The sequence below is a fragment of the ANME-2 cluster archaeon genome, assembly GCA_014237145.1.
Classification (GTDB): Archaea; Halobacteriota; Methanosarcinia; order Methanosarcinales; family Methanocomedenaceae; genus Methanocomedens_A.
Genome location: JAAXOC010000054.1, coordinates 1 through 26014 on the forward strand (window position 1 = coordinate 1; position 26014 = coordinate 26014).

Annotated in this window: 27 protein-coding genes, 1 tRNA gene, 1 other RNA gene and 3 pseudogenes; 3 read left to right on the forward strand and 29 right to left on the reverse strand. The window is 42.9% G+C overall.

Going from position 1 to position 26014, the window contains the following annotated elements; genetic code table 11:
* Positions 1–153: 153 nt before the first annotated feature.
* The 26 genes and pseudogenes from HF974_07415 to nadC all read right to left on the reverse strand — a co-directional run bounded on the left by HF974_07415 (position 154) and on the right by nadC (position 21920).
* Positions 154–1071: pseudogene (locus HF974_07415) on the reverse strand (type I restriction endonuclease subunit R).
* Between the two features lie 145 nt (positions 1072–1216).
* Positions 1217–2677 (reverse strand): annotated as a pseudogene (locus HF974_07420) (type I restriction endonuclease subunit R).
* On the reverse strand, positions 2664–3692 hold the full coding sequence (locus HF974_07425; protein ID MBC2698154.1) for a virulence RhuM family protein: 1029 nt from the start codon (positions 3690–3692) through the stop codon (positions 2664–2666). Before HF974_07425 ends, HF974_07420 begins: the two are co-directional and overlap by 14 nt.
* 113 nt (positions 3693–3805) lie before the next feature.
* Positions 3806–4756 carry a virulence RhuM family protein gene (locus HF974_07430; protein MBC2698155.1) on the reverse strand — a complete coding sequence of 317 codons (951 nt, stop codon included), beginning with the start codon at positions 4754–4756 and terminating at the stop codon, positions 3806–3808.
* Positions 4743–5771, reverse strand: coding sequence for a virulence RhuM family protein (locus HF974_07435; protein MBC2698156.1), 1029 nt, complete (start codon positions 5769–5771; stop codon positions 4743–4745). The genes HF974_07430 and HF974_07435 overlap by 14 nt, the downstream gene beginning before the upstream one ends.
* A complete protein-coding gene (locus tag HF974_07440; GenBank protein ID MBC2698157.1) occupies positions 5768–6988 on the reverse strand; it encodes a restriction endonuclease subunit S in 1221 nt (406 codons plus the stop codon). The genes HF974_07435 and HF974_07440 overlap by 4 nt, the downstream gene beginning before the upstream one ends.
* A complete protein-coding gene (locus tag HF974_07445; GenBank protein MBC2698158.1) occupies positions 6981–7232 on the reverse strand; it encodes a hypothetical protein in 252 nt (83 codons plus the stop codon). Before HF974_07445 ends, HF974_07440 begins: the two co-directional genes overlap by 8 nt.
* 19 nt (positions 7233–7251) lie before the next feature.
* Positions 7252–7683: a KilA-N domain-containing protein gene (locus tag HF974_07450; protein MBC2698159.1), complete on the reverse strand. Its 432-nt coding sequence runs from the start codon at positions 7681–7683 to the stop codon at positions 7252–7254.
* A 208-nt stretch (positions 7684–7891) separates the two neighbouring features.
* Positions 7892–8071, reverse strand: coding sequence for a winged helix-turn-helix transcriptional regulator (locus tag HF974_07455; GenBank protein ID MBC2698160.1), 180 nt, complete (start codon positions 8069–8071; stop codon positions 7892–7894).
* A 258-nt stretch (positions 8072–8329) separates the two neighbouring features.
* Positions 8330–9898: pseudogene (locus HF974_07460) on the reverse strand (SAM-dependent DNA methyltransferase).
* A 739-nt stretch (positions 9899–10637) separates the two neighbouring features.
* Positions 10638–11585 carry a tRNA dihydrouridine synthase DusB gene (dusB, locus tag HF974_07465; GenBank protein MBC2698161.1) on the reverse strand — a complete coding sequence of 316 codons (948 nt, stop codon included), beginning with the start codon at positions 11583–11585 and terminating at the stop codon, positions 10638–10640.
* Positions 11586–11877: 292 nt separating this feature from the next.
* Complete coding sequence (locus HF974_07470; GenBank protein MBC2698162.1) at positions 11878–12837, reverse strand: bifunctional oligoribonuclease/PAP phosphatase NrnA; 960 nt, start codon at positions 12835–12837, stop codon at positions 11878–11880.
* 26 nt (positions 12838–12863) lie between these two features.
* A complete protein-coding gene (locus HF974_07475) occupies positions 12864–13226 on the reverse strand; it encodes a prefoldin subunit beta (protein MBC2698163.1) in 363 nt (120 codons plus the stop codon).
* A 56-nt stretch (positions 13227–13282) separates the two neighbouring features.
* A complete protein-coding gene (locus HF974_07480) occupies positions 13283–13582 on the reverse strand; it encodes a hypothetical protein (protein MBC2698164.1) in 300 nt (99 codons plus the stop codon).
* A 23-nt stretch (positions 13583–13605) separates the two neighbouring features.
* Positions 13606–13743: a DNA-directed RNA polymerase subunit P gene (locus tag HF974_07485; protein MBC2698165.1), complete on the reverse strand. Its 138-nt coding sequence runs from the start codon at positions 13741–13743 to the stop codon at positions 13606–13608.
* 23 nt (positions 13744–13766) lie between these two features.
* On the reverse strand, positions 13767–14264 hold the full coding sequence (locus HF974_07490; protein ID MBC2698166.1) for a 50S ribosomal protein L37ae: 498 nt from the start codon (positions 14262–14264) through the stop codon (positions 13767–13769).
* Between the two features lie 4 nt (positions 14265–14268).
* Positions 14269–15048, reverse strand: a complete 780-nt coding sequence (locus HF974_07495) for an exosome complex protein Rrp42 (protein MBC2698167.1) — start codon at positions 15046–15048, stop codon at positions 14269–14271.
* Positions 15041–16150, reverse strand: coding sequence for an exosome complex exonuclease Rrp41 (locus tag HF974_07500; GenBank protein MBC2698168.1), 1110 nt, complete (start codon positions 16148–16150; stop codon positions 15041–15043). Before HF974_07500 ends, HF974_07495 begins: the two co-directional genes overlap by 8 nt.
* Positions 16151–16186: 36 nt before the next feature.
* Positions 16187–16900, reverse strand: coding sequence for an RNA-binding protein (locus HF974_07505; GenBank protein ID MBC2698169.1), 714 nt, complete (start codon positions 16898–16900; stop codon positions 16187–16189).
* A gap of 42 nt (positions 16901–16942) precedes the next feature.
* Complete coding sequence (locus tag HF974_07510) at positions 16943–17638, reverse strand: ribosome assembly factor SBDS (protein ID MBC2698170.1); 696 nt, start codon at positions 17636–17638, stop codon at positions 16943–16945.
* Positions 17639–17668: 30 nt separating this feature from the next.
* Positions 17669–18484, reverse strand: a complete 816-nt coding sequence (gene psmA / locus HF974_07515; protein MBC2698171.1) for an archaeal proteasome endopeptidase complex subunit alpha — start codon at positions 18482–18484, stop codon at positions 17669–17671.
* Positions 18484–19041 (reverse strand): RNase P, encoded by a 558-nt coding sequence (locus HF974_07520; protein MBC2698172.1) that lies wholly within the window; start codon positions 19039–19041, stop codon positions 18484–18486. The genes psmA and HF974_07520 overlap by 1 nt, the downstream gene beginning before the upstream one ends.
* Positions 19038–19751 (reverse strand): ribonuclease P protein component 3, encoded by a 714-nt coding sequence (locus tag HF974_07525; protein ID MBC2698173.1) that lies wholly within the window; start codon positions 19749–19751, stop codon positions 19038–19040. Before HF974_07525 ends, HF974_07520 begins: the two co-directional genes overlap by 4 nt.
* A 2-nt stretch (positions 19752–19753) precedes the next feature.
* On the reverse strand, positions 19754–20212 hold the full coding sequence (locus tag HF974_07530; protein ID MBC2698174.1) for a hypothetical protein: 459 nt from the start codon (positions 20210–20212) through the stop codon (positions 19754–19756).
* A 110-nt stretch (positions 20213–20322) separates the two neighbouring features.
* Positions 20323–20913, reverse strand: coding sequence for a 50S ribosomal protein L15e (locus tag HF974_07535; GenBank protein ID MBC2698175.1), 591 nt, complete (start codon positions 20911–20913; stop codon positions 20323–20325).
* Positions 20914–21107: 194 nt separating this feature from the next.
* Positions 21108–21920, reverse strand: coding sequence for a carboxylating nicotinate-nucleotide diphosphorylase (gene nadC, locus HF974_07540; GenBank protein ID MBC2698176.1), 813 nt, complete (start codon positions 21918–21920; stop codon positions 21108–21110).
* 270 nt (positions 21921–22190) lie between these two features.
* Between nadC and HF974_07545 the strand changes: the two genes are divergently transcribed.
* Together HF974_07545 and HF974_07550 are read left to right on the forward strand one after the other, a co-directional pair.
* Positions 22191–23708 (forward strand): hypothetical protein, encoded by a 1518-nt coding sequence (locus HF974_07545; protein ID MBC2698177.1) that lies wholly within the window; start codon positions 22191–22193, stop codon positions 23706–23708.
* Between the two features lie 107 nt (positions 23709–23815).
* Positions 23816–24754: a hypothetical protein gene (locus tag HF974_07550; GenBank protein ID MBC2698178.1), complete on the forward strand. Its 939-nt coding sequence runs from the start codon at positions 23816–23818 to the stop codon at positions 24752–24754.
* 20 nt (positions 24755–24774) lie between these two features.
* Here HF974_07550 and HF974_07555 read toward each other — a convergent pair.
* Positions 24775–24859, reverse strand: a tRNA-Ser gene (locus HF974_07555).
* A 68-nt stretch (positions 24860–24927) separates the two neighbouring features.
* Positions 24928–25245, reverse strand: an RNA gene (gene ffs / locus HF974_07560) — signal recognition particle sRNA.
* A 68-nt stretch (positions 25246–25313) separates the two neighbouring features.
* Here ffs and HF974_07565 point away from each other — a divergent pair.
* On the forward strand, positions 25314–25556 hold the full coding sequence (locus tag HF974_07565; GenBank protein ID MBC2698179.1) for a transcriptional regulator: 243 nt from the start codon (positions 25314–25316) through the stop codon (positions 25554–25556).
* 19 nt (positions 25557–25575) lie between these two features.
* On the opposite strand, the gene HF974_07570 is transcribed toward HF974_07565, so the two are convergent.
* Positions 25576–25767 carry a hypothetical protein gene (locus HF974_07570; GenBank protein MBC2698180.1) on the reverse strand — a complete coding sequence of 64 codons (192 nt, stop codon included), beginning with the start codon at positions 25765–25767 and terminating at the stop codon, positions 25576–25578.
* Positions 25768–26014 lie beyond the last annotated feature (247 nt).

A 26014-nucleotide genomic window follows, 5' to 3' on the forward strand; every position in this document is an offset into this window, starting at 1 on the left:
TTATCTTTATGTTCTTTTCAATTCAATGATCCACAAGTATTTATATGTAGGAATATACATACTTAGTATATTCAATGCCGGGTAGTCGGATTGTGGAGTGGTTAAGTTTAACTTGGCAGAATATTTGATTTGCCCGAAAGTCATGTTATAGAGGAAACCATGATACATTTGAGAAACAATTTCAAGTTTTTCCAGCATCAACACAACCGCTTGCTCTTGCAGAATTGCAGGATCACCTTTTCCCCCACTATCAGAATAAAATGACAGCGCTTCTTTCAGGTCTGATGCAATTCCAAGGTAATCTACAATAAGATCGGTCGGTTTGTCTTTGTAAACCCTGTTTACTCGTGCAATTGCCTGCATGAGGGTGTGACCTCTCATGGCCTTATCGATGTAGATGGTGTGCAGGGGAGGAACATCAAAACCCGTAAGCCACATATCTCGGACGATGACAAGTTGCAATTCATCTTCCGAGTCCTTCATCCTTTCTGCCAAAACACGTCTGTGTTCTTTTGTTGTATGGTGCTTGGCAATCTTTGGTCCATCAGAAGATGCAGATGTCATTACTACTTTGATAACACCCTTTTTCAGATCATCGCTGTGCCACTTAGGTCTTATTTTAATGATCTCATCATACAGATCAGCGGCAATTCGTCTTGACATTGCCACGATCATTCCCTTGCCTTTTATCACTTCCTGGCGTTGCCCGAAATGGGTTACTATGTCCTCTGGAACCTGTCTAATTCGGGCTTCGCTTCCAATCAAAGCTTCAAGTTGTGTCCATTTTGCCTTGGCCTTTTGGGTTTCTGCGAGGTCTTCTTTTTCCAGTTCCCTGTCCAGTTCTGCTACTAATTTTTTGCCTTTCTCGCTAAGAGCGATTTTTGCCAATCTGCTCTCATAATAGATTTTTACTGTTGCCCCATCCTCAACTGCCTGTGAGATGTCATAAATATCAACATAATTCCCAAAAACCACTGGTGTGTTCACATCAGTTTTTTCAATTGGTGTGCCGGTAAATCCAAGATATGTTGCATTTGGAAGAGCGTCGCGCATATATTTCGCAAATCCATACGAGACCGTTACAATTCGTGTTGGTGAATTTAATTAAACCACAGATAAACACAGATGAACACAGATTTTCAGGTAGCGTATCCGCGTTTATCGGCGTTCGTCTGCGGTTAGTTTGATAATACCAACATGTAATGTGACGGTCTCATCCATACACAATCTTTTTACCAGTTATGTTTCCATGCTCATCTTTTTCATCAATGGTTTTTGCTTTGAAACCGTATTGTGTTCTGTGTGCCTCATCTGCAATTACGATGATGTTTTTCCGATTTGAAAGTTGTTCATAGACATTGCCTTTTTCTGGCTGGAATTTCTGGATAGTGGTAAAGACCACGCCTCCGGATGCAACCTTTAACAGTTCTTTTATGTGGTTGCGATTTTGCGCCTGGATCGGGTCCTGACGAAGAAGCTGTTTACATGCTGCGAATGTATCGAATAATTGGTCATCAAGGTCGTTTCTGTCTGTGATGACCAGTATGGTTGGATTGTCCAGGACGAGAACAATCTTACCAGTGAAAAATACCATGGACAATGATTTTCCGCTTCCCTGCGTATGCCAGACCACACCGCCTTTACGGTCTCCAACTGGTTGTTGTTTTACACCTGCCAGGCCATAATTTTCTGGCGGTTCCATTGTACCGCCTGTTATTATACCATCTGTCATTATGCCACCTGGTAAGGCGTCTGCATCATAATTCACAGATGGATGCCGATATCCTGCCGCTCTTAGTGTAGATTCTACCGCTCTGTTCACTGCATAATATTGATGATAGGCAGCCAGTTTCTTCACCGTTTGTATGGTGATGATGCCGCTTTTTCGGTCTTCTTTTTTGGACTTTTCAAATACGATGAAGTGGCGTATTAGGTCTGGCAATGTTTCCGTATTAAACATTCCTTTGATCAAGGTTTCCAGTTGCCCGACCAGATGTGATGCCTCGGTTTTACCGTCTGAGGATTTCCATGCCATAAAGCGGCTGAATTCAGAAGAGAGTGTCCCTGCCTTTGCCTCCAGGCCGTCTGAGATGAGGATGAAACAGTTGTACGTAAAAAGACCGGGTATTGCCTGTTTGTAGGTCTGGATCTGCCTGAAAGCAGAATTTATTGTTGCGTTTTCATCGGCAGGGTTCTTAAGTTCTATAACCACCAGGGGCAGACCGTTCACAAAAATAATCACATCAGGACGCTTGTTTATATTATTTTCAATGACAGTAAATTGATTTGTAACAAGGAATTCGTTGTTTTCGGGATTGTCAAAATCAACCAGCCAGACGATGTCACCCCTGTCAGCTCCGTCCTTTTGATAACTTACCTTTATTCCTTCGATAAGCATCCTGTGAAATGCTTCGTTATTGGCGATGAGTTCAGGCGAATTAAGGCGCTGTATCTGCTTGATGGCGTCTTCCCTGGCACCGGCTGGAATAGTTGGGTTGATCCTGCCAACCGCATTTTTCAGGCGTTCTAATAATAAAACATCTTCAAAAGAGTCTCTTTCAGGTTTCTCTCCATCAGGGGCAATGTCGGGAGCGTAGATGTACTAATATCCCTGTTTTTCGAGGAGTTCGATTGCTAATTCCTCTATTGCGGATTCGGTGATCTTATTTGTAGTCATGTTTACCCTCCCTAAGGCGCCATACTTCTTTGTCAAAATCGGAAATGTAATTCTCATCCTGAATTTTTTTGAATGTTTCGTATTCTTTGCTTGCCAGAGCCAGAGCTACTTTATGACTGATATGTCCGGCATTGGTGAGTATTTCATATTCACTGAACTTCAGGAATGCATTCAGTTTTTCAATCCAGTTTTTCATGTACATTGGCTTATTACGAACCGCCTGTAATTCCGCATAGTCAAGATACATCGTGACTATACGGTTCAAATGATCAAGTTCTGTTTTATCCAGATAGTTTTTTGCTGTGGCAACATCACTGGGCATGATTTTACCTTCAGGTGCTTTTCGCCACGATGTCAATCCCATATTTGGTTTGTCGCTCCTGGCTCGTTCGGCCACTATTTCTGCAGCGGTCTGTCCGGTAATGGCAAAGTGGAGTTTGTTCTGTACTGTCGCAAAGAACTGTTTTGTGTCTTGTGCTTTTGGCGAATAGTCAATAGAAGTGGCGTAAATATCGGTAATTTTTTGATACAACATCCGTTCACTGGAACGGATATCCCGGATTTCTTCGAGTAAGTCATCGAAATATCGTGCGCTGAAACGTGAACCATACTTGAAACGGTCGCTGTCCATTGCAAATCCTTTGTGAATATATTGCTGGAGAATTGAAATCGCCCATTGTCGGAACTGTGTACCACGTTCTGAGTTAACCCTATACCCAACCGCGATAATTGCTTCAAGCGAATAACACCTTATAGTACGAGTAACTTCGCGATTACCTTCAATCTGAACTGTCGAGTAATCCTCAATAGTTGCCGATTCATCAAGTTCATTCTCATCATATATTTTTTTTAGGTGCAATGAGATATTGCCTACGCTGCATCCGAATAACTCTGCCATTCGCTTTTGCGGAAGCCAGATATTTTCATTTGCATATAGCACCTCAATGTTTATTTTTCCATCAGGAGCTTGATAAACGGTAATTTGATTGTCGGGCATTTTTTTATTTGTAGTCATTACACTTTTCCTTCGCTGTTATCTTCCAATTTTTTTATCATTTTATCAAAATCGGATTCGAATAATCGGTCTTGCACTATGCGGTACTTCTCAAATTCACTTTCAGCGAATGCTTATGCTATCTCTCGTGTCACTTTGCCTGGATTATCTAATAGTTCACGATTATTGAATTTTAAAAACACATTCATCTTTTTAGACCAATCTTCCATTGTCATTGGAATATTTTGTTCTGCCTGGTCTTCTGCATAATCAAGGTACATTGTAGTAATACGGTCCAATGCTTTAATCTCTTTTTTAGAGAGATAATTCTTGGCAATAGATACATCTGGTTTTATGATTTTTCCATGAGGCGCATTTTTCCATGTAGTTAAACCCATGTGTTCATTATTACTGTTTGCCCGCTCCATTATCAGTTCAGCGGCAGTGTTCCCATGAGTGGCAAAATGTAATTTATTCTGTACTGTCGCAAAGAATGTTTTTGTAATTTCACTCTCAACATTATAATCAACAGCAGTGGCATATATGTCGGTTATTTTCTGATAAAAACGACGCTCACTTGCCCGGATTTCCCGGATTTCAGCGAGCAAATGGTCGAAATATTCCTCATTGAAAAAAGAACCGTTTTTCAACCGTTCATTATCAAGAACATAACCGCGAATAGCAAAATCTCGTAAGATATTGATTGCCCATTGACGGAATTGGGTTGCACGTCCTGAATTGACCCGAAATCCAATGGCAATAATGGCATCGAGATTGTAGAATTTAGTATTATATTCTTTTCTATCTCCGTCAGTATGTCGGAAATCCCGACATACTGAACTCTCTTTTAATTCGCCGGTTTCGAAGATGTTTTGTAAATGCTCTGTTATAGTACTACGACCTTTTTCAAACAAAACGCTCATCAGCTTTTGAGTAAGCCATACAGTTTCATCTTCAATGCGAACCTCTATAGTATTTTTATTGTTCTGTTTTGTAAAAATCAGAAATTCCACAGTGCTGTTTCGTATTTGTAGTTTTTTACTTACGGTAATTTGATTGTCGGGCAATTTTTTATTTGTAGTCATCCTTACCCTCCCTAATGCGCCACACCTCTTTGTCAAAATCGGAAATGTAATTTGTATCCTGTGTTACACGATATTCTTCGTATTCCTGCCCGGCTTTCAGCTTCGCTTCCAGTGCGCTAACTTTACCTTTACCTTTATCCTGTAATATTGGGTAACTGGATAATTCCAGGAAACCATGGAGAAATTGACCCCAGTCCTGCATTTTCATAAGAATCTGTCGTTGTGCCCGGTTTTCCGCCAGATCGAGATATGCGGAGACGATCTGGTTCAGTTCCTTGATGTGGGCTTCGCCCAGATAATTTTTGGCAATGGAAACATCTGATTTCATTATTTTCCCGTCAGGTGCCTGTTTCCAGTTTGTCAGACCCATGTGGATCTTTGTTGCATCTGCTGAATCGTAAATAATTTCTGCTGCGGTTTTTCCGGTAATTGCCCAGTGAAGCTTGTTCTGGACTGTTGCGAAAAACTCCTTTGTTATTGGGGAGTTTTTGTCATAATCGGCAGCAAGGGCGTAGATGTCGGTGATCTTTTGGTAAAACCGCCGCTCACTTGCGCGGATCTCCCGAATGCGCTCAAGGAGTTCCTCGAAATAGTCTTTGCCGAATAGTTTTCCCTGTTTGAGGCGTTCGTCATCCAGCACAAATCCTTTGATGATGTATTCTTTCAGGGTTTTGGTTGCCCAGATGCGGAATTGAGTGGCCTGGTAGGAGTTGACGCGGTAGCCGACCGCAATGATGACATTGAGGTTGTAGAATTTTGTTTTATAATTTTTGCCATCGCTGGCAGTATGTTCCAAAATGGAACTAACTGTATCTTCCTGTAATTCACCAGAATCAAAGATGTTTTTCAAATGCTTGGTGATGGCTGGACGCTGAACTCCATACAACTCCGATATTGCTTTCTGTGTCAGCCAGATGGTTTCATCTTTAAGATATACCTCTATGTTCACTTTGCCTTCATTTGAGGTATAGAGGATGAAGTCGGATTGTTGTTTTACAATATCTCTTTTGTTCATATACAAGCCTCTTGTTGCTCTAATTTTACTCTGACTCCACCGCTCATGAGTTTTGGCGATAGTGTATCCCGTAGTTTTTTGAGGGTGTGGATTTGTTTATTGTTTATATTACTCTTGTTCCAATATGCTGAAACAATTCCAGTAAACTCAATCACTTTATTTTTCGGTGGCAACTTGAATTCAGGTCTTTGAAGCCCATCAATTGCAAGCATATTTACAGTTGAACCATTCGTCGCAGAAATGATTTGTTCTCTTACAGAATGGGACATTAAAAGATAATAAATAAATTCTCTCGAAAGATCAGTTTTTTTCTTTGAAACAAGCTTATAAATATGCTGACTAAATAGCCCTGTGTCACCAAATGAATCGGGGACAATTGCAGGGAATCCGATTAATTTAAACTCATGTCCCTGCTCAGTATTGGTAACTATTATGTCCCCGGGATATACTAAATGTCTTTTTTTATATTCACTACTATAAAATTTAATTCCTTCAATTTTGTATCCGCCGCCTTCATATACAGAATTTAAATTGTGCATCGGTATGCCAAATCCATTTTCAGTAAGGCCACTTCCTTTGTAACTTAATCCGCGGAATACTTCAATATGTTGTTCGAGTGTTGTCGCTCCCCACCCTTCCTCCGCCTCCTCCACAAACCACTGCCTGAACAGCGTTTCCGCCATGGCTTCCAGCGTCTTGTTCTGGCGGTGGAGCAGGTCTATCTTGTCGTCGAGGCTGGAAAGCACAGAAGCGATGGCGCGCTGTTCGGGGAGAGGGGAGGAAAAAAATTCGTGTTGCTTTACAACATCTGTTTGTACTCTTTGTCTTCCTGAACTTCCAGTCATTGAAGCAATCGCTACATCTCTGAACTCTGGAGAACAGGCGAGATAAAAAAGAAAATTCTTATCGCTGATACCTTCTATTTCACGCAGAACTATAAACTCCGTTGAACCAAAACCAACCTCATCATCTTCAAGCAAATCGACAAAAGATGTTTTGCCATTCTCAAGGCTTGGAGTGATTCTTGCTACAAGAGTATCTCCATTCCTGAACTTAACACCGCCTTTGTATTCTTCTCTGCTATAAGTTGAGATTTTCTTCGTGAACGGTTGTAATAACTCCATAGCTACCTTCTTAGCTTTAGTGCCTTTAGTTAAGCGTTCAGCAGGATTAATTACTGCAATCTCTTGTAATTTTGTTTCTTTCCACTCACACATCCCGAACCACCCTCCTGATTACTACCGCGTCAAACGTTACTTCATCACCATCCTCTGCAACCTGAAATTCACCCTCATAGTACATATTTTCAGGCTCATGCTTCATCTTAATAATACTTGGTTGGTAAAAGTTCTCAAAACCACTTTCATAACCGCTGGTCAATACCGGTAGATCCTGTGGTAGGGTTTTTAAAAATTCAACTAACTGACCGACTGTGGAATGGAATACTTCTTTTTTACTCATTGCGATTCCTCCACTCCACTCAATTGTATCCCCATGGAATTTGTGTTAATTGGGCAACAGCTTGTTGCCTAACTTTTGTTTCAAATTGCGCAGCAGCTTGCTTCGCAATTGGTTTTTCCGACTGCAAAAGAGCGTGTGATGAAATTTGGCCAACATCTTGTTGGCTTTTTTCTATCCATTGCTTAGGTGTTAATATAAAACTGTTTAACCCTGCTTGATTTCTAAACCCATCGAATTCGATGGGTTTAAAATCAGGGTTATTAAGTCGCTCCCAAATGCCAAGAAACTCAATGGTATTTCTGTTTTTCATCCAGTTTTGAATAATATAGTCCGTTCTTTTCGGATCTTTGAACCGAGCAATATCGGTAACACTGATATACTCATCTTTTACATGAGAATAAATGGTTATTTCGGTGCCTTGTACTTCAATTACTTTGTTTTTCTTTGCCATTTTATCTACCTCCAATTGTGGCAAATACGCCATAATTAAAATCAGGATTATGTGTCCGTTCTCAAATGGTGCTTTAAATGTGTCGCATTTTGCGACCTTAAAGAATCCCATTTTTCTAAGGTCGCAAATTGCGACTTCAAATTTAAATTATCACTGGACATCACAATCTGTGACCTCAAATAATTAAATTCATCACCAGTAATTATCTTCACTTTTCCTCTGCACATTCCATCACTTCCCAATATCCGCCTTTGTCGGGACCAATGCGTATTATTCTGCCTTCTTTTTTAAGTTTTGCCATCTGCCATTCTACACCTTTTTTTGAAATTCCCACAATTTCCGCAAGTTCATTCATCGTAATATATGGTGTTTCATTTAAATTAGACAAAATTTTCTCCCTAGTTTTCTCCCTAGTTTTCTCCCTAGTTTTCTCCCTAGTTTTCTACCTAGTTTTCTACCTAGTTTTCTACCTAGTTTTCTACCTAGTTTTCGAGACTTTTTATTATTTCCTGGAACGGTTTATAACCACAGAGTGCACAGAGAAAACAATAACGCTCTGTGCTCTCTGTGTTCTCTGTGGTTGATCTTCTTTGCCACGATCTATTTATCTTACTTGATCAGAATAAATTCAAAAGTCTCTAGTTTTCTACCTAGTTTTCTCCGACATTTCATCTTTTAAACTCACCCTTGCAAGGTTCTCCAATATCTTCTGATTCAGTTTCTCTTCCTCCACCAACTGTCCCTCAAACTCCGCTTTCAGCTTGGTAAACCGCTCATTAAAATCAAAATCATCCTCTTCCACAGCCAGCCCCACATAACGCCCCGGAGTCAGCACACAATCCAGCTCTCGCACCCGTTCAATTGAAGCGGAATTACAAAACCCCTTCACATCTTCATAATCACCATCAGGATTGCGCCAGTTGTGATAAGTATCAGCAATCTTCTCTATATCCTCATCTGAAAATTCGAGGGTTCGCCGGTTTATCAGATGACCCATATTACGCGCATCAATAAAAAGAATCTCATCCGTGCGGTCCCTGTATTTTCCATTGGCTTTGTTCCTGCTCAAAAACCATAGGCTGGCTGGGATCTGTGTGTTCAAGAACAACTTTGGCGGAAGATTGACTATACAATCGACCAACCTATCTTCAACCAAATTCTTCCTGATCACGCCCTCACCCGAACTCTTGGAAGTGAGCGAACCTTTCGCCAGCACAAATCCGGCAATACCACTTGGAGCAAGATGATAAATGAAGTGCTGTATCCATGCATAATTCGCATTGCCGACTGGCGGCACACCGTATTTCCACCTGCCATCCTTACGCAACAGGTCTCCACTCCAGTCGCTGTCATTGAACGGAGGATTGGCAATAACATAATCAGCTTTCAGGTCTTTGTGAACATCGTTTAAGAAGGAGCCTTCGTTATTCCATTTCACCTGGGAACTGTCAATGCCCCTGATAGCAAGATTCATTTTACACAAACGCCATGTGGTCTGGTTGCTCTCCTGCCCGTAAATCGATATATCATCCAGCTTTCCCTGATGTTTGGCAACGAATTTTTCCGATTGTACAAACATACCGCCTGAACCGCAGCATGGGTCAAAGACCCGGCCCTCGTAAGGTTCAAGCATTTCTACCAGCAACTGGACAACGCTTTGGGGAGTATAGAACTGCCCCCCCTTCTTTCCTTCCGCAAGAGCAAACTCGCCAAGGAAATACTCAAAAACATGACCAAGAACATCAGCACTTCTGGCTTTCGCACCTGCAATGACAATATTGCCAACCAGATCGATCAAACCGCCAAGACTTGTCGGGTCGAGATTGCCTCTTGCAAAGACTTTTGGCAGAACCCCTTTAAGCGAGGGATTCTCCTTTTCGATGGCATCCATGGCGTCATCTACATACTTACCGATTTCAGGTTGTCTGGCTTCTGATTGAAGATATGACCAGCGGGCCTCTGGAGGAACAAAAAAGACATTCTCGGCTTTGTATTCATCTCTGTCTTCCGGATCAGCTCCGGCATAATCACCCTCTCCTTTTTGCAATTTACTGTATAATTCCTCAAAAGCATCTGAGATGTACCTGAGAAAGATCAACCCCATGACTATATGCTTGTATTCGGCAGCGTCAATATTCTTTCTGAGTTTGTCCGCCGCTTTTCACAATTGTTTCTCAAGAGATTCTTCTTGAGTTTTATGGTTGCTTTTGGCCATTTTTATCTGATCCTTCCCGATTATCAACTAAACTCGTATCCCCTTCAAAAAGCATGGTATTTTGACAGGATTTACATAATTTATAGGATGTTGACGTTGCGGTATCCTGTCGATCCCGTTAATCCTGTCTAATAATTTTTAAATTACTCTTAGATTTGAAGTAGATACCTAAACTCTCATTCTTTTTCATACGTTACCTTTATTTCCTTTAATACTTCCTTTATTGTCCTTTAGGCATGGAATGTAAATTCTAAGTAATCTATGCCTCCTCACCTAAGTCACGAAGCCTGTAATACTCCTCTAACCATCGATTTTCCATCTTGTCTGGCAGTATATTCACCAAAAATCTATCCCCTACATTTGATACATGCAACCACCCGAAATTAAACCAATCCACGGATCAAGATACCAGCCAAAATTATCAGCCATACACACTTAAGATTTTAGGCACACTAATAAAAACGTTTGTATTTCCGCTGATTTGGATAGGAATGATGTCATTTCCCAATAGGTCAAATGACCATCACTATAATTAAGCCAATAAAAATCCTCAACCGATGACACATGCTCCCTCTTCGCCATGTTGATATCCATCCCCGTAAACGAAGAGGGGAGTGGTTTGATTGTTTTTAGGGTGGTGCGGTCGGTTCTTACTCTAAGGAAATTTTTTAGGATTATATGACCGTTATTTTACTTCGAGCATACCAACATCAATTCTGGGTGGACAAGCTTGAGTTATCTACCTGATAAACCCACCCATGATCCCAATCACCTCATCAATATCTTCTGCCGCATTTATCTTAGTCCGCAACAGCCTTCCCCCCTCCATCCCCCTGGTGAACCACTTGGCATGAAGCTTAATGCCTCCATAATCAAGTTTGTCATATTTCCCAGCCAGTTCCATATATTCAAAAAAATCATCCATCTGTTCATTGACATCCTGTACCCCGAGAAACTCTCCAGTTTCAAGATAATGACCAATCCGCCTGAAAATATACGGATTCCCAATAGCAGCCCGTCCGATCATAATACCATCACAGTTGGTTTGCTCAAGTACGGTCTGTGCCGCCACCTCATCAACAATATCACCATTGGCTATCACCGGAATTGACAATTCTTTCCTGACTGCCCCGATCACATCCCAATCTGCCTTGTGTGCATAATTCTGGTGCCGTGTCCGGGCATGTACCGTTATTGCACATGCACCCGCATCTTCCAGCATCCGCACCACCTTAAGTGTCTGCTCAACATCATCATACACTCTTAATTTGGCAGTGACCGGAACATTTACAGCATCAGAGACCTGCTTTATAATATCAGCCATCAACTGCTGATCAGTCATCAGGGCCGCACCGCAACCCTTTTTGACTATATGCCTGGCAGGACAGCCAAAGTTAATATCTATCAGGTCAGGACCGTGCTGCGCTTCAACAAGCCGGGCAGCCCGGTTCATCCCTTCGGCAGATGACCCTGAAAGCTGGATACCAAAAGGCTGCTCATCCTTACATGAAGCAAGCCTTGAAATGGTCTTCCTGCTATGATATATCACACCATCGGCATCGACCATTTCAGAATACACAAGTGCAGCACCGTACTTTTTACAGAGCAAGCGAAATGGCAGGTTGGTCACATCTGCCATGGGTGCGAGTAGAATGTTACCATGGAGTTTCAGGGGGCCGATCTGCATGGATCCATCAATGAAAGCGTGATATAAATAAGAATCGGGTAATGTATATCTGAAAAATAGAGAATGGAGGCGTCTTACATTATTTCCATATTCATGTCCAGCCACCAGGCAGCCCGCCCCATACTGCAGCCCTGCCAGCGCCGGCAGCTCTCCCAATCAACTGAAGATGGGACCTGAAGCATACGGCATAAAACTAGATTGTATCCTGAATTTCAGCTGGAATTATACACACAAATCACTTCAAATTGAAAAAGCCATATTGTATAGCCAACAAAAATAACAGCAGCGAAATTCACACGTTTTTATGCCGCTGCAGAATCCCTACAGCCATATCCAGACAGCTTTTAAGTATCTCCTGGACATCTCCCCCATCCACATCCAGCCCTGCGGCACCATCATGTCCCCCGCCCGTACCGCCATAAACCTTACTAACATCATGCATGATCTGGCCCATATTCACACCATCCTCAATAGCAGTGCGTCTTGCCCGGCCGCTGATCCTGATAACACCATCTTTCTCTGCACCCACAAAAGACACATCTGCACCGATATGGGTCAATATACCTGCCGCTGTACCGCCGAAAGAACTTATAGTACTAATGGCAATGATATGTTCACCTACCCGCTGGATCTGCGCCCTCATAGCCGCTTTCAGGACAGCGATCCTCATACTGATATCCTGGGGCGTGGAAGCCAATATATCCACCACTTCCCCATATTCCACTCCACTGGTCTCGATAATCTCCGCCAGTGTCCTGAATGACTGGGGTGAAGCATACTTAAAATTACCAGTATCAGTAATAATACCGGTAATCAGGGACATGGCAGACTTCCTCATGACAGGAGCATCCATACTCTTGATTATTTCAAACACAATTTCTGCAGTAGAACTTGCACACCTGTGTATATAAAATTCTGCATCATCCTTTATTGAACATGTAGAATGATGGTCCACAACAGCGTATTTTGTTAACTTTGTATCGTTAAGCTGCGCCTGTGTACTTGTATCCACAACTACAGTAAAATCATAATTTGAAGGATCAGGATTTATAACCACATTGATTTCAAGTGCATTGACCAACATATTGGCAACACGGTTGCATCCATCCACCAGACCAACCACTCCCCCTATGGCCTCAGCTAACGTATAAGCACTTCCTACTGCATCCGGATCTGCATTCCGGTGACAGAGAAATAGGATATTTGAATAATCCAGGAGCCGGTTGTAAAAACCGAACTCATCGACTTCCATGGTCTGATACCTACAAAAGCTGAAATTTATTCAGCATGCATTCCTGGTGAACCCACAGACGTCTTTAATTGTTCCTGTAATTGTGTAAATCTCTTATGGATACGTTCTTCCTGCCTGACAATTGTCTTAAGTCTAAGATCAAGGGTTTCTTTCTTTTCCTTTAAATCCTCGACAACATTGCCTTTCTCGGCTTTTATCATCAAGTTGCCAATATTCTTAAAAACAGTTACATCCGCATCTATTTTTCCAAGTTCACCAAGAGCCATGTCTGACTCTTTAACCATGATCTCTAACTGGTTTTTTTGTTGCGCCAAAGCCTGTGCCTGTTGCTGTACCTGCTGCAATTGGGCAAGTTGGTTCTGGACCTGTGGTGGTAATTCTCCGCTCATTAAAATTCACCTATTTCATATATCAATTTGATTTCATTCATGCCACAATAGTACTTCTAACTTTCTATTGTCACATTCATCTCAAGTGCTATCCTTATAAGTCGCAGCCATCCGTTCAAGGCTGCCCTCATAGATACCATATCCCATGAACATATCCTTAGAACCAGGGAGTTACCCTGTATCCCCAATTCAGTGGCACTGCGTTGATGAGAAGCTTCCAACTCAGGCTTGAGGGACCGGTACACTACCTGAACATCCCCATCCATTTCAAAAACAAACTCAGATCTAATTTCCAGACCAAACTCCCCATTATAATCCTGGGAAAGAAAAAATAAAAAAAATGGAGAGTATCCCATACCCTCCTGCAAATAACCTTACGTTAGACTGCTTCCACCCGTTTCACCAGGGTGGGTCTTTGTTTTATCAGTATGCGGTGTCCGCAATAAGGACATCGTATACCCATAGCCTCATAGTCGATCTCGACAAGACGCTTACAACGGGTGCAGTAATATACCATATATCAGTTCACCTATGAATTATCTACAATGTATCGTCTGCAATATCTGTATCTGCAGTAACTATTTCCGTTTCCACTTCAGAATCCACTACTGTATCTACTTGTGCATCCATTTCAACTTCTGCTTCAACATCAGTTGCAACTTCTGATACAGCATCTACTTCAGTTTCCACTTCCTCACCGGTCTCTTCAGCTTCAACGGCCCCAGGTGTGATATCTTCCATTTCCTCAAAGACCATATCAGGTTCCGTTGCCCTCTTGACAGACCTTGCTGCAACAAGCCCTACAGATGTCTTAGGTACATATGTACCGCCTGCAAAGGTATAATCACATTTCTTACAGTTCCAGATACCAGTATCGGTACGGCGGATTGCAATAATACCGCACCGGGGGCATTTATATCCCTGTCTCATACGTTCTTCAATATCGGCAACCAATTTCCGGTTCTTCCTACCGTAACGGACCCCGAACCTGCCTGCTGACCTGGTCTTGTGACCTTTACGGGTATATTTTTTCGCCATAATCCTAAATCTCCAGGAATTTTTCTCTTATATCCTGTGCCTTCTTACAGGCCACTTCTACTATGTGGTTGATCTGGTCCGGTGATAACGACCCATTGCCGCTCTTCTGCATGCCGGCAATTGCGCCTTCCTGATTGGATATCACAGTTAACTTGGTGTTTGCGACCCTTTCTTCTTCAAGGGATGGGTCAAATACAATTCCGCCGCCTATATCTACAGCAGTTACAGATACCGGTATATCTCTTATTGGCAGCGGTGCATCTTCACCCAGTTCATAACGCTCTGCAGGGATTGTGGCTGTAAGCAATGCAGCTATAGAACCAAGTGCAGCAGCATCCATTATATTACCGCCGTCATCCAGCACATGAATGTCAATGAAAATCATCCAGACCTTTTCGCCCTCAATAATGCACATCTTCTTTAAATCTATTGCGCCGGATTCCCTGATGCCTCGATCAGTCACCCTGGCAAGTTCTACGGCTTTCTCCCGGGGTGGACCTGATTCGAATTCAGGGGATGCAAGGGGTATGAGTTCCAGGCTGGTAATTATTACGCCTACATCAGGTGTATCAGGGAATGGCGTGCCCGGGCTGATCTTTACACCGGCAATTATTTTAGTATCGCCAATTTCCACACGGGCCGAACCTTCTGCCTTTTCTATTACACCGGTTTCAATCTTGATCTCCCTGGTTTCGTCGAACGCCCGACCGTCTGCACGCTGACCCTTAAGCATCAGATTATACAGTTGGTCCTTCTGGATAATTGAAACAATATCTTTATTCATTGGAAGTCTCCTCCTCACTCTCATCCATTTGACCGTAAGTCTCATCAGCGTTTTTCCCAGTCTCAGGAACCTCTTCGCCGGAATCCTCCAACTCCTCTACATCTCCTGTCTTGACGGTATCTTCAGTTTCTTCAGTATCTCCAGTTGCTTTGGTATCTCCGGGTTCTCTTGTATCGTCAGTTTCTTCGGTATCTCCAGTTGCTTTGGTATCTCCGGGTTCTCTTGTATCGTCAGTTTCTTTGGTAACTCCGGTTTCGTTGGTATCGTCAATTTTTTCGGTATCTTCAGTATCTTCTAATACCTCGACCGGAGTGACATCTTCGGGTTCCTCCTGTGCATCTTCCTTGACATCCTCTGCAGCAATGACCTCAGTGCTTAACACCTCTGTTTTCTTAGAATAATGATCCATCAGTGCCTTCCTTTGCATTTCATATACCTGCCTGCACCCTTCCTGTGCCATTTCCAGGCCCTGCTTGAACTCCTCTTTAGTAAGGTGGCCGTCCATCTGGAGCAGTGTGATCTTACCATCAGGTGTCATTGCTATAGGCATATCTGCCTGGCCGTAATTGTCCTCATTCTTGTTAAGGTCCAGGACAAGAGTATCATCGACCTTCCCTACAGCACACGCAGAGACCAGTGACCTCATCGGGATTCCTGCATCTGCCAGAGCAATGGATGCCGCATTAAGGGCTGCCGTCCTTGTGCCTGCATCTGCCTGCAGGACCTCAACAAAAATATCTATTGCAGATTTTGGGAAATATTCAGTGAATATCTGGTTCTCAAGAGCTTCACGGCTTACCTTTGAAACTTCAATACTACGTCGGTCAGGCCCGGGACGCTTGCGGTCCTCTACTGAAAAGGAAGCCATATTATACTTATACCTTACAATAGCCCTGTTGGATTTCTGCTGGTGCCTGGGATGTACTTCCCTTGGACCGTAAACTGCTGCCATCACCTTATTTTTACCGAATTCAAGATAACACGAACCATCAGCCCGACTCAATACGCCGACCTCGATTTTAACATCTCTTATCTCGTTGGCCCGCCTTCCGTCAGAACGAATGCCATTTTCATCTATGAACTTTTCTGGTTTGTCTGTCATTTACAATTCCTCTCTTTCCTCTCTCAACTCAATAAATCAGTCCAGTAGTTCATCCAAAATCTCCGAAACTTCTGGTTTTGCTGTTTCGGGTTCTTTTTCAACATTTCCTTTCAGGAAACCACTTATCCGATCAGTGAGTCCATCAATATGAGCTTCATTTTCAATAATCCGTATCGCTTCTATAGCCTTATCAATATCACGGTCCTTGCCGGTTATCCAGATAACTCCGTTCTGGCCCACAACGATGTTGCAGTTAGTCTGCTTTTTCAACAAAGATATCATGGATCCATTTCTGCCGATCATCCTTGGCACTTTTACTGCTGAGACCAGGACAATCCTTCCACTGGTTATGGGTTTTAACCTATTGTTCCTCATTGTTAGTTCTACCTTCATGGAACGTGAAACATTCTTAACCATAACGAGCACGGATGAACCAACATCCAGGTATTTAACCATGTCAGAGGAATCAATACGTCTTGGATATTCAGATACATTAAGCAGTCCCTCATATGGTGATTTGATATCCATTATCCAGTTCGAGAAAGTAATCTCGCTCACAGTGCCCACGATCAAATCCCCGCCCTGCGGAATATATTTCCCTGATAAAGAAACAACCCGTATCTTCTCCTTTTCACTTGCAAGTCCGTAAAGATTTGAATAAACCTTTCCCTCACTCACATAGGTGCCGTCTCCTGCTTTCTTAACATTGTCAGAAAGAAAATCACCTGGCACAACAATGTGCTTATCCATTTTTTATAACCTCAACCTGATAATCTTGTAATAATTCTAATTTCATTTCAGGATCTTTATCTCTGCGTTTCCTTTGGTCAGGTGATTAACCAGACCGAACAGGTCGTCCTGCAAACCCGCAGGTATTGTGACCACGCCAATCCATGAACCATCCTTTTGCCATTCTTCTTTTGTGAGTGTGCCGAATTTAGATATAGGACCATAAGCTTTCGGGGCATAATCCATACCAATCTTTATTGCGATACTAATCTCTTCAAAACGTATGGGGATTACGGGACGTATCGCCTTCATCACGATATTTATCTGATCATCCACACTCTTCATGGCATCAATATGCACACCCGCCTCTTCCATGGCATGTTCTATCCTTGCAGGCGGATGCGGGGTCTTGGTCTGTGGATTAATGGCATTGGCAGCGATCATGCTGATTATCTGGCGTTTTTTATCCTCAAGTATCTTTTTACGCTGCTCTGTTGTCAGGTGTATCTCACCATGCATGATGATCTGCCTGGCAATTTCAAATACATCCTGTGTCTTGAATGTATTATCAATATCCTTTTCTGCAGGACGGTCGCCATTGCTGGCATTTTCAAAAACGTCTTCAACTGCCAATACCTTTTCCATGTCTATCTCTTCATCCCTTTTCATGGAAAAAGCTGCATCCGGGTCTACATATACCTCGAACTGCTTCCCACCTTTCTTAAGCCTGGCAATTACGGCATTATCCAGTGTAACCATGATCAAACCAACAATTTATATTGAGATCGGTTATTCTTCCCCGGTCTCTTCTCCAGTCTCTTCTCCGGTCATCTCTTCACTTTCAGCATCTTCTTCAGTTTCGGTTTCTTCTTCCTCTGAATGGGCTTCCAGTATCACATTGACATAATCGGCAACTTCTTCGGGATTGAGTTTCTTGAACTGCTTATTCTCAAGTTCAACCACACCTACCTCGATGGTAGAAGCATCAAACTTGCCCTCTGTTGTATTATAAAGAGCTTCCAGACCCAGTAAGATAGCATCTGTTAGTTTGATGTCGTCAGTATACTTCTCTTCAAAGACCTCCATCACCTCAGAGCGGCCTGCACCTATTCCGGTAGCTTTGTATTCAAGCAGGGCACCACTGGGGTCGGTCTCAAAAAGCCTTGCAACAGAGTCTTCCACACCGGCGATCAATAATGCCGTGCCAAATGGCCTGACGCCGCCGTACTGGGTATAGGTCTGCTTGAAATCGCAGATCTTCTTGGCAAGGACATCCACGCCAATGGGCTCATCATATGATACTTTATTGATCTGGGACTCTACCCGCGCCCTGTCGATCAGTGCCCTGGCATCGGCCACAAGACCAGATGTGGCTGCACCAATATGATCGTCTATCTGGAATATCTTTTCAATAGATTCAGCTTCAAGTAATTTACTTGTAATTCGTTTGTCTACAAGCAGCACAACGCCGTCTACTGCTTTTACTCCAATTGCCGTTGTTCCGCGTTTGACTGCTTCTCTGGCATATTCCACCTGGAACAACCTGCCGTCTGGACTGAAAACCGTTATCGCCCTATCATATCCCATTTGAGGTGCCATCTGCATTATACATCAATCTCCTTATCTTTAATGTCAAAAACCGTAATACCAAAATATCTGGTATTAGAACGATTTAGTATTTCTAAAGAATGTGGGTCCTCTGACAATAAATCAATTTCGTTAGTATTCCGGTTTACTACTTCACCGGAAATAGTCCCCACATCTATGATCATCTTACATTCTTTTATTGTTTGGGTTCTTTTTATCTCAGGTTCGGGCTCATTTATGTCTTGCGTTAGTAAATACTTTTCTGTCGCTCCCCTAACGGTTCCCGATACACCCAGTACCTTTATCCTGGTCCGCATCCCCTTTGTTGTTGTCACGATTGCAAGCACGGCCCTTGTTTCCCATACCTTGTCCATCCTGCACTGGATTATACCCTTGTTCTCCTCGAACGACAGGAGGCGGATCCCCATTTCACTGCTTCCTGCATCCCCAAGAAGTGTCGCTGCACAAAAGAGTATTTCATTAACAAGGTCCCGCCTTGGTATGTCCCCTTCAGATGTTACGGAAATGGCCAGATACCTGTTCGATTCTCTCAAAGTAGGGGGCAGGATCTTCATTGTACCACTTCCACTCCATCCATAATACGGTTGTTATTCCGGTTCCTGTTAATAATAGAGCCGGGTACCGTTGATAGTGCATGTAATGCTTCTTCCCGGGTCATACCCATTAGCATTCCCAGTGCCATCATCTCCCTGGGTCCGCGCAGGTCATAGTGTGACCTGGCATTACTGGTGATGACCATGGGTGCGTCAAATTTGCGTGCCAGCCTGGCATTCTGCCTGAGAGCACTGAGTATCCTGACCCTGCTACCCCCCCTGTACCGTATCACGGCATCTATATTGAAGTCAATAGCTACGCCGTTATCTGAAGCTGCTTTAGATAGTACATGGTTTAAGGGTTTACCTTGGGATGCAGGATGGGCAAGTATGTCCACGCGCCCATCCTCTACTGCCCCGCGATTTATATCCTCATCCCCCCCGCTGACAGTTATGATATCCACTTTATTAATTGACCTGTTTATATATTTGTTCAGTCTGGATACATTATTCGTCTGGATCTCGATTCCGGTATATATCTCAAAATCCCCGGGCATTGGCATGGTGATGTCAGTACCACGAAACGTATTGGCAGGGTTTATCGAGGTCAGGCAGATGCCTGAATATCCCATATATTTTGCTTCCAGTATCATCCTTGATGGGGAGTCTGCATAGTCAGGCAGTGCATGGACGTTAAGGTCATAGAAGTTCGAACTCTTTATTATGCCCATGATCAGTCTCCCATGCCTAAAAGTGACCGGGCGATTTGTATCGCATTTTCGGGCCTGGCCGGATAGGCTTTTATTTTTATCCGTACAAGGATGGAATCGGATTTTGCGGTAGTCATCAATTTGCCCAGATATGCTTCCTGCTTATTAAACCTGATGTACAGGGTGCAGTCATCATCTACTCGATTTTCCAGTTCGCCTGCAAGCCGGGAAATACCTGAAGGCCCCAGGTATTCCCTTATACGATCAACCACATACTGGCAGTCCTTATTTTGCTTTAGCTCTGCCTCCATCAGTATAATTTGGTTGCCGTGGTACCCTGTTGTGACAATCTCATGCACGCTGGTTGTATCTTTTTTTGCAGATTGTCCAGAAGGAGGGAGAAATAGCTTCAGGGCTGATCGTACCTTTTCCGGGTCTTCCGTGGCTTGTGCACTTGTGCGCAGATGGATATAATGAATCATTCCCGCATCTAATTTTCATTTTAAGTAAAATAAATTGCACTATGAGAAATAGTTGATCGGGCAATCAGGTTTGATTAAAACCTGAAAAAAATGATGTGGGGTCACAGACCTCACTTACCTAAATTACCGCGGGACCTTATACTGGGCCTGGTCTTTTCAGTACCTTTGCCGCGTTTGCGCTGGCCTCTGCCCTTTGTTCCGGCACTTGTCTTGCCCCTGAAGACCCGTCCTTTCTGGTTGGGCTGGCATAGCCAGTTCAATCTGGGGTCTTTCTGAATGACCGGATGTGCCGGGTCCACCATGATGATCTCGTACCATTTGTGCTTACCGTCCTCGCCCACCCAGTATGAGTTGAGCACCTGCAGGTTAGGGAATTTACGTGCTGCCCGCTCTTCTGCAATACGCTGGATACTCTTGCCGCGAGTTATCTTGCTCATGCCCATACGCTTGGTCCGGCGGCCCCTGATATATCGTGATTTCCGGGCACTGCCCCGCCTGATACCTGCCCTGACCATGACTATGCCCTGTTTGGCCTTGTAGCCCAGGCTGCGTGCGCGGTCAAGTCTTGTGGGTTTGTCTATTCTCTGTACTGAGGCTTCACGTCTCCATTCCTGGAGCCTGTGCCATCTAAGTTCGTGCACATACGTTGAGTCAGGGTCCTTCCAGGCATCCCTGATATAACTATACATTGATTTTGCCATGTTTCGCTATCTCCTAATTAGTGTCCAGGTTTCACGGTTCAGCCCTTGAATGGGCCACATTCCTGCGGGACGTATCCCGCCTATGAAACTGGCATGTTGTGAGGAGATTATAGATACGTTAATTGGTAATAAAGGTTGGGGATGGAATTTTGAGACTTTTCATTATTAACAGAAAAATCGAGAATAGAAGCGTCTCACATAATTCCCATACTCATGTCCAGCCACCGGGCCGAATGGATGAGCGAACCCATGGAGATAACATCAACTCCAGTTGAAGCATAATCCCTGATATTATCAGGCTTAATGCCGCCCGAAGCTTCCAGTATTTTGCCATAACGTGATTTCGCATCTTCAAGTGCTTCAATGCACTTCTTGATCTCTTCAGGCTGCATATTATCGAACATGATGATATCAGCACCCGCCTTTGCTGCCGATAGCATTTCTCCCGCATCCGATACTTCAACTTCGATCTTTTTGGTAAAACTGGCTTCGGCCCTTGCCCGTTCAACAGCTTTTTCAATACCCATTATGGCGATATGGTTATCCTTTATCATCACAGCATCGGATAGATTGAACCTGTGGGTATCCCCACCGCCAAGCTTTACCGCCTTTTTCTCGAACTTGCGAAATCCTGGCGTGGTCTTCCTGGTACATGCCAGCCTTACACTGCCTGCATCTGCCACGCACCGGGCTGTCAACGTGGCTATCCCGCTCATCCGGCACAGGAAGTTGAGAGCCAGCCTTTCGGAACGCAGCACATCACCTGCATGACCCCATATGCTGCAGACTACATCACCGGATGTTATTGTGTCCCCGTCATTTAAATCGGAATGTGTTTCAAGTGCGAAATAATCAAATATCTGGATGATTTCTTCAAGCCCTGCCAGCACTCCGTTCTCTTTTGTGATTATACTTGCATGTACCCATTCATCAGGTACGATAGTACATGAAGTGTCATCGTCACCTAAATCTTCCCGGATGAATCGCTCCAGTTCAGTAATCAGCAATCTCTAAACACCTATTGCTTATTTGAATTTAACAGATTTATCTGTATCGATAATCATTAAAAATTCCTGGCAGTATCTATATTATATAGTCTATTTTCAACACTTTTCTATTTGCGGGATTATACAGCCAATTATTTAGATTAAAAATGCTTTTCAACAATAAAAACTAAAATAAAACTAAAATAAACAATAAAAACCCAAAAAAACTTGAATAAACTCTCGGCATGTTTATATTTATAGCATGCGTGTAGTCTTGCTGGTGAACATTAAATGAAATTTGTGGTTATATTACTTTTTATAGCAATGCTGATAATTCCGGTTAGTGCTTCTTCTCCCGTAATAGATACGTGGTACAATAACAAGACCAATGATGATGCTCAAGATCTTACAATTTACATCAATGAAACTATCAAGTTCATTGTCACTGCCAACCAGAGCATAGATACATGGAACTGGTCTAAAGATAATGTCGAGCAGGATAACGATTATGATAACTTCAGTACTTCCTGGAATTCTCTTGGAGAATATAACATCAGCATAAATTCCACAAATAACACCAACGGAACCAGTAATACTATCACCTGGACAGTTACAGTAGAGGAAGAGGAAACAATTTTCATTCCTGAAATAACTTCATGGTACAACAACAAGACCAATGATGCTGAGCTTAACATAATAATAATCAATACAAATGAAACTATCAAGTTCAATGTTACTGCCAATCAGGGCATAGATACATGGAACTGGTCTAAAGATAATGTTGATGTTCAGGATAACAATTACAATAACTTCACTACTCATTGGGAATATCCTGGGATTAAAAACGTAAGCGTTAATGCCATAAATTCCAATGGTAGCGATACAATTACCTGGAAAGTTACTGTTTTGGAACAGCATCGATACCGGGACAACGACATAATCCTTTTCTCGTCTCCGCAGGTTGTTGACTATGTTTATATAAACGACACCATTAGCGAGACAATCACATATTCCATAACAACTGCCGAGTCGTTGGAAAATATTAGCTGGACCGTTATTAACTTGACAGGAGTTGTAAATACGGAATACAGAATAGTAAGCGGCAATACCTACGCATATGATCATACGTGGGATTTTGAGAGTATTGGGTCACCTCACAAAGTAATCGTCAATGGAAGTCATAACGGCTCGCAGGTGAAATTCACATGGTATGTAAATGTATATGAGATAGGGGATTACAGTGGCGGTCACCACATTTTTGGCATCATCGATAGTGCTCTCAGGAATGCCGGCGATGATACTAAGATCCGGATGGAAAAGAGAAAGGTGCTTAGGTTGGGTGATAAAGGTCAAGCGTATCTGGCCCAAAAAGTGAATCTACTTCACGAGGAGATAGACAAACGACAAACCACGCGTGCAGCTCTGCTCGATGATTACAAATCTGGTAAAATATCAAAAGAGGAATATGTTGCCGCCCTGCAACAAGCCCAGATGGACGCAAAGTCTAACCAGAAAATGGCGAAAGAATATGCCAAGATTGCACAATCTGAAATGAAGAATGGAAAAGATACAGAGACCGGAAAAGATACTGAAACTGGAAGAAGTACAGAGACCGGAAAAGATACTGAAACTGGAAGAAGTACAGAGACCGGAAGAGGTACTGAAACTGGAAGAAGTACAGAGACCGGAAGAGGTACTGAAACTGGAAGAAGTACAGAGACCGGAAGAGGTACTGAAACTGGAAGAGATGCAGAGACCGGAAGAGATACTGGGACCGAAGATAAAGGCAAAAATGGCAACAAAAACTGAACAAAATCACGATAAAAAAAACAGAACAGTGTGGGAAGTTGAAAGATCAGGACCACTCGATTGGCAAGTAGTAAATCTTAAATCTATTGCCGTTAGGAAGTGAATAGATGAAACGAGTGGGACTGTTCTTTCTTTATTTGTTTTTGTTAATACATACAGCTACAGCCCAATCAGTTATCACCATAGATGTTAATGAAAATGGGAATGCTGTATGGACCATGGAAGAATATCTACCACTTGCCAACCAGGATGAAATTGATGAATGGGTAGAATACATTCAAAGTGGGGAGAGTATAGAACAATACCAGTATGATATTGAAGAGTTCAGGGGAAGGATTGAATGGTTAATCATTTTGGCTGAGTTATCCTCGGATCGCTCAATGAATGCTGAAAATTTCAATCTTTCTCATGATACTTTGAATACTTTATCAGGTTCATTTGGAATTGTTCGTTTCAGTTTTGAGTGGATTAATTTTTCACGCACTGAATCTGATAAGTTTTTCATTGGAGATGTATTTTCTGAAGGGATGATCCTCTCCTATGATAATGTCCTGATTATCAATATCCCGATTGGTTACGAAGTAGAGAGTGTATCTCCGGACTTTGATGAGCGTGATGGGAACAGATTGATATGGGATGGTACACTAGCCCGCAGTTTTGATAAAGGTGAGCCTGCTCTTGTACTCTCACGCGAAAAAACCGATACTGGAATATGGGTACTGGCATTAGTAATGGTTATTCTGGCTGCTACTGCATCTGTAGTATTATTCAAACTTAAGAAATCTTTTATATCCAGTACAAAGAATGATGTAGATCCGATACTCAGTCCAATTGCTACAGAAGTCCTGGAGGATGAAGAAATGATAGAACAAATCCTCATTAGATCCGGTGGACAGATGCATCAATCAGAAATCGTAAAACTGAGCGGCCTTTCTAAATCAAAGATCAGTATTGTTCTATCAGAGATGAAAGAAGATGGAAAGATCATCAAGATAAAAAAGGGAAAAGGCAATATCATACGACTGGTCAATGATAATCAGACTTGAAAATTTACTTATTTGATAAACGACGAGAGGGGGATTCGAACCCCCGAGGTCAAAATGACCACAGGATTAGCAATCCTGCGCCATACCAGGCTTGGCTATCTCGTCAAGCGGCATCTACATTGTATCTTCAATATTTAAGACTTTTCTCTTATTGATATTTCTGATAAATAGAGTGGCAGACACGCCGAATGGTCGTTGCACCGCATACCCTCCAATGGTCCACAGTCTGTCCTCCACCCCGCTGCCCCATGAGCGATAATTGTTCAAGGTAAGTCTGCTCCCTTCCGGGCCTGGACCGGTACCCTCAATTAAGTCATGGAAACATGCCTTCAGGAAAGCTTCCATATCAACGTTATCCCCATAGGACGGAGCTTCTCAGTCAAGTCCGTGGGTTGAAGAGGTAATTGATAACATCTTCCAACGGCTTCGCCCCCCGCATATCGGCGATTTCGGGTCATAGGTAACGCCTAACTACCCGGGCTAGCCTGCCAGCATCCATTATAGTATCTGGATACAATAAACTTATCCATGTGGCAGACTAATATCATGATGTGATAATATGGATGAATTGATAGGTTTTGTTTCAAGCAATGATAAACGCGACAGGATTATGGGAATCCTGGGCCACCATGGTACCCTTGATCGGGAATTGATAGCCAAACGTGCCCGGATGATCCCCCTGACCACAGGAAAGATACTGGAAGAACTCCAGGAAAAAGGCCTTGTAGAAGAAAAAGAGGGATTATTTTCACTAACATTAATTGGTAACGAAGTAGAAAACAAGATGAAAGGCCTGCGATAGCCTAATTTTGTATTAAAATTCATATTAAAAGCTCGTACATGTATGGAGCCCGCAGGGCTTCATTCATGTTCACCCCCCTGATTGCTAATATTAATAACAACCTCCAGCCCATGTATGGAGCCTGCAGGGCTTCAATCATGTCCAGCCCCCTTATTTCTAATATTAATAACAACCCCCAGCCCATGTATGGAGCCCGCAGGGCTTCAATCATGTAGCCCTATTGCCAATATCACAAACAATCTCGAGTCCAAGTATGGAATCAGCAGAGCTGCATACATGTCCAGCCACCTATTGCTATAATATCACTAACAACCTCAAGTCCACGTATGGAGCCCGCAGAGCTGCATACATGTCCAGCCACCTATTGCTATAATATCACTAACAACCTCAAGTCCACGTATGGAGCCCGCAGGGCTGCATACATGTCCAGCCACCTATTGCTATAATATCACTAACAA

Excerpts from the sequence above, each read along its gene's own strand:
- HF974_07530 (MBC2698174.1), bottom strand. The coding sequence starts at position 20,212 with ATGATTCATTATATCCATCTGCGCACAAGTGCACAAGCCACGGAAGAC.
- HF974_07545 (MBC2698177.1), top strand. The coding sequence starts at position 22,191 with ATGAAATTTGTGGTTATATTACTTTTTATAGCAATGCTGATAATTCCG.
- HF974_07445 (MBC2698158.1), bottom strand. The coding sequence starts at position 7,232 with ATGAGTAAAAAAGAAGTATTCCATTCCACAGTCGGTCAGTTAGTTGAA.
- HF974_07520 (MBC2698172.1), bottom strand. The coding sequence starts at position 19,041 with ATGAAGATCCTGCCCCCTACTTTGAGAGAATCGAACAGGTATCTGGCC.
- HF974_07495 (MBC2698167.1), bottom strand. The coding sequence starts at position 15,048 with ATGAATAAAGATATTGTTTCAATTATCCAGAAGGACCAACTGTATAAT.
- HF974_07490 (MBC2698166.1), bottom strand. The coding sequence starts at position 14,264 with ATGGCGAAAAAATATACCCGTAAAGGTCACAAGACCAGGTCAGCAGGC.
- HF974_07505 (MBC2698169.1), bottom strand. The coding sequence starts at position 16,900 with ATGGATAAGCACATTGTTGTGCCAGGTGATTTTCTTTCTGACAATGTT.
- HF974_07570 (MBC2698180.1), bottom strand. The coding sequence starts at position 25,767 with ATGATTGAAGCCCTGCGGGCTCCATACATGGGCTGGGGGTTGTTATTA.
- HF974_07500 (MBC2698168.1), bottom strand. The coding sequence starts at position 16,150 with ATGACAGACAAACCAGAAAAGTTCATAGATGAAAATGGCATTCGTTCT.
- HF974_07535 (MBC2698175.1), bottom strand. The coding sequence starts at position 20,913 with ATGGCAAAATCAATGTATAGTTATATCAGGGATGCCTGGAAGGACCCT.
- HF974_07475 (MBC2698163.1), bottom strand. The coding sequence starts at position 13,226 with ATGAGCGGAGAATTACCACCACAGGTCCAGAACCAACTTGCCCAATTG.
- HF974_07550 (MBC2698178.1), top strand. The coding sequence starts at position 23,816 with ATGAAACGAGTGGGACTGTTCTTTCTTTATTTGTTTTTGTTAATACAT.
- HF974_07435 (MBC2698156.1), bottom strand. The coding sequence starts at position 5,771 with ATGAACAAAAGAGATATTGTAAAACAACAATCCGACTTCATCCTCTAT.
- HF974_07480 (MBC2698164.1), bottom strand. The coding sequence starts at position 13,582 with ATGGGATACTCTCCATTTTTTTTATTTTTTCTTTCCCAGGATTATAAT.
- HF974_07470 (MBC2698162.1), bottom strand. The coding sequence starts at position 12,837 with ATGGAAGTCGATGAGTTCGGTTTTTACAACCGGCTCCTGGATTATTCA.
- HF974_07425 (MBC2698154.1), bottom strand. The coding sequence starts at position 3,692 with ATGACTACAAATAAAAAAATGCCCGACAATCAAATTACCGTTTATCAA.
- HF974_07485 (MBC2698165.1), bottom strand. The coding sequence starts at position 13,743 with ATGGTATATTACTGCACCCGTTGTAAGCGTCTTGTCGAGATCGACTAT.
- psmA (MBC2698171.1), bottom strand. The coding sequence starts at position 18,484 with ATGCAGATGGCACCTCAAATGGGATATGATAGGGCGATAACGGTTTTC.
- HF974_07440 (MBC2698157.1), bottom strand. The coding sequence starts at position 6,988 with ATGTGTGAGTGGAAAGAAACAAAATTACAAGAGATTGCAGTAATTAAT.
- HF974_07525 (MBC2698173.1), bottom strand. The coding sequence starts at position 19,751 with ATGGGCATAATAAAGAGTTCGAACTTCTATGACCTTAACGTCCATGCA.
- HF974_07430 (MBC2698155.1), bottom strand. The coding sequence starts at position 4,756 with ATGACTACAAATAAAAAATTGCCCGACAATCAAATTACCGTAAGTAAA.
- HF974_07510 (MBC2698170.1), bottom strand. The coding sequence starts at position 17,638 with ATGGTTACACTGGATAATGCCGTAATTGCCAGGCTTAAGAAAGGTGGG.
- HF974_07565 (MBC2698179.1), top strand. The coding sequence starts at position 25,314 with ATGGATGAATTGATAGGTTTTGTTTCAAGCAATGATAAACGCGACAGG.
- HF974_07450 (MBC2698159.1), bottom strand. The coding sequence starts at position 7,683 with ATGGCAAAGAAAAACAAAGTAATTGAAGTACAAGGCACCGAAATAACC.
- dusB (MBC2698161.1), bottom strand. The coding sequence starts at position 11,585 with ATGCAGATCGGCCCCCTGAAACTCCATGGTAACATTCTACTCGCACCC.